Source organism: Pedobacter sp. 01N416, from assembly GCF_056399685.1.
Map to the genome: position 1 here is coordinate 1 of NZ_JBFTRT010000260.1, position 6,693 is coordinate 6,693.

The following is a 6,693-nucleotide window of genomic DNA, read 5'->3' on the forward strand; positions in this document are numbered from 1 at the left end:
GCCGTGGTATTAGCAATAACGATGTATCATCCGTTAATTTAGGTCTTGGTGTTAAAGTAATTATGTATGATGGAGATAACTTTACCGGAAGTAGTATCGAATTAACGTCGTCAAGTACTTACGTTTCTACTTTTAACGATAAGGCATCATCCATAAAAGTGATTGCCCTTTAATTATTATTATTTATAAACAGGCTTATTTTTAATGTTTTAAACCAAATCAAAAATGAGAAAACCGCTTTTTTTAAGTCTGTTATTTGTACTGTTTGTCCAGCTATTGGTTGGGCAAACAGTACAAAATAATGCATTAGAACAGTTTAGGACAGAAAAATTCGGCATGTTTTTACATTGGGGCTTGTATGCCCAAACTGCTGGCGATTGGAAAGGCCATAAGGTTAAAGGAGGAGAGCATTTTATGCTTTACGAACGTATTCCGGTACAAGAGTACGGAACCATTGCCGATCAATTTAATCCCATAAAGTTCGATGCAGATGCCTGGGTTAAACAAGCCAAAGAAACAGGGATGAAGTATATCGTTTTTACGGCCAARCATCATGACGGATTTGCCATGTACAACTCAGCCAGCAGTGATTATAACATGGTGAAAAGGAGCCCCTTTAAGCGCGATCCAATTGCAGAGCTGGCAAAAGCCTGCAAAAAATATAAAATCACGCTTTGTCTTTATTATTCCTTAGGGAGAGATTGGCAAGATCCGGATGTGCCAACCAATTGGCCTGTAAAAGCGGGCAGAAGCAACACCTGGGATTATCCGAATGAAGATGAAAAAGTTTTTAACCGCTATTTCGAAAGAAAGGTTAAACCACAGATCACGGAGCTTTTAAGTAACTATGGCCCAATTGGCGCACTTTGGTTCGATACGCCTGAGCTTATCAGTAAAACAGAGAGCCAAGAACTTAAAGCGTTAGTTAATAAATTACAGCCAAACTGCTTGGTTAACAATAGAATTGGGAATGGTTATGGCGATTTTTCAATTTCTGAACAGTCTTTGTCGCCATCATCAAAAAAAGCATGGGAGTCTTGTTTAACCATTGGCCAAAACTGGGGTTACAACAAACACGATAGCCTTTGGAAATCACCAGAAATGCTGGTACGGCACTTGGTAGAAGTAGTAGCTAATGGTGGCAACCTGCTGTTAAATGTTGGCCCTAAAGGCGATGGTACATTTCCAGATTGGGCAACTGCCCGATTAAAAGAAGTAGGTAAATGGATGGATATTAATCATGAGGCCATTTACGCCAGCCATCCATGGTTAGCTATAAAAGAAAATAGGAGTGAAAAGACCGACAATATTTCCATCGAAGAAAGTAAAAATGCCATTAAAGATGCCGTTTTTGATGGTACACCAAAATCTTTAACACCAGATGTTTACTATACCGCAAAAGACAAGACTGTATATGCTTTTTTAAGAAGCTGGCAAAAGCCAGATGTACTGTTAAAGCAGATAAACAAAAGCACACTGTCTGTTAAAGATATTGAACTCCTGGGAAACAATAAAAAAATTAAATGGACAGTAAATAGTGAGGGGCTTAACCTTGATTTACCAGGTGATTATAATAAAGGAAATCAAATTCCTGTTTATGTATTAAAAATAACAGCCAACTAATGAGGTTACTACATATATTATCTATATTACTTGTTTATTCAACTGCGTTTGCGCAACAACAGGGAATTATTCCTATGCCAGTGCAATTTGTAAAAGGTAGTGGCTACTTTGCCCTTAACAATTACAGTAGTATTGGTTACAATAACGAACAGTTAAAAACAATAGCCTATTATTTTCAGAACGAATTATTAAGCCAAAAAGGAATTACCATTCAACAGAAAGCGAAATCGGCAAATATTATGCTATTGCTAAAAACAGGGAGGAAAAATGCAGATTCATGCGCTTATCAGATCAGTATCAAACCTGGCCAGATTATCGTTTCTGGTACACATCCCAATGGCATTTTTTATGGAGTGGTTTCACTGCTGCAATTGGCGCTAACCAATAAAAACACCCAGCTTCCTGCTGTAGAAATAAGTGATGCACCGGCTTATGGCTGGCGTGGCTTTATGCTCGACGAATCGCGCCATTTTTTTGGCAAACAAAAAGTGAAATCCATTTTAAACTGGATGGCTTTTTATAAACTAAATACTTTTCATTGGCATTTAACCGATGAGCCTGCCTGGCGCCTAGAGATTAAAAAGTATCCAAATTTGGCCCTTATTGGCGGTATTGGTGATTATTTAAACCCCAATTTGCCAGCACAGTTTTACACACAGGCCGATATTAGGGAAATTGTGGCTTACGCTGCTGAACGCTACATTAAAGTAATACCTGAAATTGATATGCCCGGACATGCTACTGCAGCCAATAAAGCCTATCCAGAATACTCAGGAGGCGGTTCAATAGGGCATCCAGAGTTTACCTTTAACCCTGGCCTGGAAAAAACCTACGGTTATTTAACCGATATTCTAAAAGAAACCAATGTGCTTTTTCCTTCGGGATTAATCCATTTGGGAGGGGATGAAGTGAGCTACGGAAATGAAAAATGGAAAAGCAATCCAGATATTTTAAAACTCCGCGAGCGTGAAAAGCTTAAGGATGATGCTGCGGTAGAACACTATTTTATGAAACGTATGGCCGATTCGCTCTACCAATTAAATGCCAAGGCTATTTTTTGGGATGAAATGGCCGAAGCCGACCTACCCAAAGAGAAAACCATTATGTTTTGGTGGCGCCAGGAAAAACCTGCTCAGCTTCGCACTGCTTTAAGTAAAGGTTATCAAACAGTTTTATGCCCACGCTTGCCATTGTATTTCGATTTTGTTCAGGATAGTACCCATCAATACGGTAGAAAATGGAATAAATTATATAGTCCGATTGAGCAGGTATATCAGTTCGATGCACAGTCTTTTGCCGAAAATAAAAAAGAAAAACAGCTTATTTTAGGTATACAGGCAAACCTTTGGACAGAAACAGTAGATAATGACAACCGTTTAGATTATTTGCTTTTTCCGCGGATTGCCGCCCTGGCAGAGGCTGCATGGACGGCGCAAAATCATAAAGATTTTAAAACCTTCAGTAATAATTTAACCCAGCACCTGGCGCTTTATGGCAAAGCAGGAATTTATTATTATCATCCCTCAAAACCTTTACAAAACCCAGAAATACCGGTTAAGAGAAAGAAGCCATTAAATTATAAAGATTAACACGCACACGAATAAAATTTGAATATGAAGAATATATTAAAGTTTGCCTTGGTTACCCTTGCTGCTGTAGTTGTAGAACACCCTGTAGATGCGCAATGGACAGGGCCGAAGAGCAAGCCTACAAAAGAAGTTGAAGTTAAATACGGAACCCTAACACCGCCAAACCGTACCGATGCCGATATGGAAGCCTTTCGCAGTTATGGTTTAGGGCAGTTTATCCATTGGGGAATTTATTCTATCGCGGGTAACGAATGGAATGGGGTAAGTGCAAGGGGAGGTGCAGCAGCATCAGAATGGATCCGATCCTGGGGCGGGCCTACAGCGCCAAAAGATTGGGCCAAAACTTACGATAACCTGTACAAACAGTTTAACCCGAAAAACTTTGATGCTAAACGCTGGGCTAAACAAGCTAAGGATATGGGCGCGAAGTATGTGATTTTTACCACCAAACATCATGATGGCTTTGCACTTTGGCCAACCAAATATTCTGATTATAATGTTTCTGCATCGCCGTATAAAAAAGATATTGTAAAACAGATTGTAGATGCTTATACCGCCGAAGGTATTGATGTATATCTCTATTACTCGATTTTAGAATGGAATAACCCAAATTATATGGGGAAAGCTCCAAAAACAGACGAAGAGAAAGAAAAATTCGGTAAATTTTTAGCTTATACCCGAAACCAGCTTTTAGAGCAACTGGATAACTATCCGAAAATTAAAGGTTTCTGGTTTGATGGTACCTGGGATGCCTCGTGGAAAAGTGCCTACGAATTTACCTACAATTTAGAAAAAGAACTCCGAGAAAAACATCCTGGATTAATTATTGGCTCGCGTTTCCGTAACGATGAACATGGCTCAAGACACTTCGATTCGAATGGTAATATTTTAGGCGATTACGAACAAGGCTGGGAGCGTAAGTTACCTGCAGAATTTGAGTGGTTAAACGGTAACGATTGGGATGCGGTAATGACTATCCCGCCAAACGGTTGGGGATATATGAAAGATTGGTCGGGGATTTATACCAAAACTACCGACGATTTATTGGATATGCTGATGCGTTCGGTATCAATGAATGGCAATTTTGTACTAAACTTTGGACCCGATGGCAATGGAAATATGCATCCCGAAGAGGATAAAATTGCAAAGGAAATTGGCGAATGGATAAAAATAAATGCCGAGGCGGTATATGGGGCGCGCCATGCTGCATTAACCCCTTCTAAATTAGGTTACTTTACTCAAAAAGCCGATAATCTTTATTTAACTGTTTTTAACCAACCCGTAAATGGCATTGTGCGTATTGCGGTGCCTAAAAATGCCAAACAAGTTCCCGGTACAGCTGCGCTTTTAGTAAACAGTAAGAATTTAACCTTAAAACAAGCAGACCTTGGTTTGGATCTGGATAAGAATACCTATTACGATGTAATACTGCCAAAAGATTTTCAATCCAACAAAGCATTTGTAATTAAAATGAAACTGGTGGCGCCAAAAGCAAAAGCAGCAAAGTTAATGGATGCTAAAATGTAGCCTGGATGAATGGTTTTTTCTTAAATGTTTTAATACGATTTATAGTAAACCGTGCGGTTGTATACTATCAAACCATGCTGTGCGATAAATGGAAGTAATGGCCGAGAGGGCATAAACCGGGTTTTGACAGGAAAATTTAAATGTAAACGACAAGGTAATGAATAGGTTGATTAGTGCCCGAATTTTACCTTCTATGCTAAGCGTACTTTAGACTGGTTATCTGATGTTACGCCTGGTAAATACATTTATTTGGTTAGTTAATGATTGCGTAGCGATGGATGTTTCTACGCGATCTTAATCCTAACCCCGTGGGTATACATCCATATCAGAATTATCAAATCAAATAATCCTTAAGCCTGATATCTTAATATAAATCACGGGTACGATAATATAAATCATGGGTGCGGTAATATAAATCGCAAGTGCAATAATATAAATCGCGGGTGCGGTAATATAAAACGTGAGTGCAGTAATATAAAACGTGAGTGCAGTAATATAAATCGTGGGTGCAGTTATATAAATCACACTATTGGCTTGATACATTTAATATTGTATTAAACCGGTGTCGTAACCTTAACAATTTAATAACGCTAACTAACTATCTTACTAATAACATCGGTTCATCTTTGTTAAAAGATCCTAACCAAATAATAGGATAATTTAAGCACAATGATATGAGACTGATTTCTTGCGTAGCGCTTTTAATGGTTATACCGGCAGTTGGGCTTTTAACCAAAGCCAATAAATTTAGTGAAGATAAAAGGCCTGAAGCCCCAGTGCATGAGCATATTGTAAATGATTCAGCTTCATTAAAATTGTTTAAACCTATTGGTATGGCTGCTAAGCTTGAGGCTGCACCTGTTGTATTTACAACTGATTATCGGTTGAGTTTTTTTAAGCCTGTGTATCTCCACTCAACCCCTTTATTTACCATTCATAAAATAAAGTAGCGCAGCCGCGCTAAGAAAAATATGGACAGGAGGTCGTTATTAGAAGTAGACTTGGCTCATTAGTCGCTTTCATGTCTGAAAAGCTGGCAGATCATGTGGTGTCAGATATTTCTATCTGACACTCTATTTAGTATTTAATTCGAATTCTGTGTTTTTCATAGGCTGTATTATAAATATAGATTTGTCATCCTGAGCCTGTCGAAGGACCTGTTTAAATATCCCGAAAGGCGTTTCGACAAGCTCAACGTGACAAATTCGAATGGAAATTACAAATATGATACAGCCTGCAATTTTAATCGACTTTAGATTAAGGACTTCAAACTAAAGACCCCAAACTATTTACCTTCCCACCAGGCTAAAGGAAACTTAATTTCATCAACGGAGCTTGCAATCATGTCGGGTTTAAAAGCATAATGCCCTAAAGTATCTTTGCTTGAGATACCCGAAAGTACCAGAATGGTTTTATAGCCCATTTGTACACCTCCTTGTATATCAGTTTCCATGGTATCGCCAATAACCGTAGTTTCACTGGTTTCTAATCCTAAAAATTTACGTGCCGAGCGCATCATCACGGGACTTGGTTTGCCTGTAACAAACGCTTTTCTGCCGGTTGCTTCCTCAATCATGGCAGTGGTTGCGGCAATGCCTAAATTATTCCACCCTGGTTTTTTGGGCGATGGATCTCTGTTGGTAGTAATAAATTTAGCTCCCGCAAGAATCATATCAACAGCACGCTGCACCATTTCGAGCGTAAAGTTTCTACCTTCTCCCAGCACAACAAATTCCGGATCGGTGTTTACCAAAGTAATACCATGATCGTGTAAACTGCTTAGTAAACCGCCTTCTCCCAATACATACGCGGTACCATTCGGGCTTTGATCGGACAGAAATTTTCCAGTAGCCATCGCACTGGTGTATACATGACTTTCTTCTACCTTTATACCTAATCCTTTAAGTTTGCGTACTACCTCCAAAGCTGTTCTCTGACTATTGTTGGTCATAAA

Annotated in this window: 5 protein-coding genes; 4 read left to right on the forward strand and 1 reads right to left on the reverse strand. The window is 39.0% G+C overall.

Annotated elements, in window-relative coordinates; translation table 11 throughout:
• Positions 1-225 precede the first annotated feature (225 nt).
• The 4 genes from AC1DND_RS15225 to AC1DND_RS15240 all read left to right on the forward strand — a co-directional run bounded on the left by AC1DND_RS15225 (position 226) and on the right by AC1DND_RS15240 (position 5,689).
• Positions 226-1,623 (forward strand): alpha-L-fucosidase, encoded by a 1,398-nt coding sequence (locus AC1DND_RS15225; RefSeq protein WP_477582818.1) that lies wholly within the window; start codon positions 226-228, stop codon positions 1,621-1,623.
• On the forward strand, positions 1,623-3,212 hold the full coding sequence (locus tag AC1DND_RS15230) for a beta-N-acetylhexosaminidase (protein WP_477582820.1): 1,590 nt from the start codon (positions 1,623-1,625) through the stop codon (positions 3,210-3,212). Before AC1DND_RS15225 ends, AC1DND_RS15230 begins: the two co-directional genes overlap by 1 nt.
• Positions 3,213-3,236: 24 nt before the next feature.
• Positions 3,237-4,739 carry an alpha-L-fucosidase gene (locus tag AC1DND_RS15235; protein ID WP_477582822.1) on the forward strand — a complete coding sequence of 501 codons (1,503 nt, stop codon included), beginning with the start codon at positions 3,237-3,239 and terminating at the stop codon, positions 4,737-4,739.
• Between the two features lie 674 nt (positions 4,740-5,413).
• Positions 5,414-5,689, forward strand: a complete 276-nt coding sequence (locus AC1DND_RS15240) for a hypothetical protein (protein ID WP_477582824.1) — start codon at positions 5,414-5,416, stop codon at positions 5,687-5,689.
• A 335-nt stretch (positions 5,690-6,024) separates the two neighbouring features.
• On the opposite strand, the gene AC1DND_RS15245 is transcribed toward AC1DND_RS15240, so the two are convergent.
• On the reverse strand, positions 6,025-6,693 hold a 669-nt coding region (locus tag AC1DND_RS15245), incomplete at its 5' end, for an HAD-IIA family hydrolase (protein ID WP_477582825.1).

Bases quoted from the DNA above. Each gene is read 5' to 3' on its own strand.
- AC1DND_RS15230 (WP_477582820.1), top strand. From the start codon at position 1,623: ATGAGGTTACTACATATATTATCTATATTACTTGTTTATTCAACTGCG.
- AC1DND_RS15240 (WP_477582824.1), top strand. From the start codon at position 5,414: ATGAGACTGATTTCTTGCGTAGCGCTTTTAATGGTTATACCGGCAGTT.
- AC1DND_RS15235 (WP_477582822.1), top strand. From the start codon at position 3,237: ATGAAGAATATATTAAAGTTTGCCTTGGTTACCCTTGCTGCTGTAGTT.